This window comes from Mesorhizobium sp. M2A.F.Ca.ET.037.01.1.1 (genome assembly GCF_003998075.1).
Lineage (GTDB): Bacteria > Pseudomonadota > Alphaproteobacteria > Rhizobiales > Rhizobiaceae > Mesorhizobium.
Map to the genome: position 1 here is coordinate 1 of NZ_RZSA01001805.1, position 450 is coordinate 450.

The 450-nt window shown below is 53.3% G+C and carries 1 protein-coding gene; it reads left to right on the forward strand.

Features of this window, described 5'->3' with window-relative positions; translation table 11 throughout:
- A partial coding sequence (locus EOA27_RS41380) for a hypothetical protein (protein ID WP_189562456.1) occupies positions 1–396 on the forward strand: 396 nt, incomplete at its 5' end.
- Between the last annotated feature and the right edge of the window lie 54 nt (positions 397–450).

The following is a 450-nucleotide window of genomic DNA, read 5'->3' on the forward strand; positions in this document are numbered from 1 at the left end:
GGTTATTGGTGGGCGATTAGCATTCATCCAGACGACAGTGGCGAGCCCGAGATCGTCTATGTGCATGGCAATGAGGTGACCAGATTAACGGATGACTGGCCATACCACGTTGGGGAATTCGATCTGCTTCAGCATATCGACACCAAGGCCTGGCCGCAGAAGGGAAAGCTTACCTATGAGCAACTGCTCGACGAGAATTATGCGGTCAATCCGGCAACTGTGCACGAGGGGTACTGGTGGGCAATCAATTACGAGGACATGGAGCCGACGATCGTTCTGATAGGAAAGGACGCTGTCTACCGAGTGGATGCTGAGGTTCGTCTCGACGAATTCGAATTCCTGATGCCAATCGACACGAGCGGTTGGCCGAAGGAAGCCACCTATTTGGACAATTAGATCTGAAATACCGTTAGGCGCGGACGTGGACGACGACCACACGCTGGTAGCAGT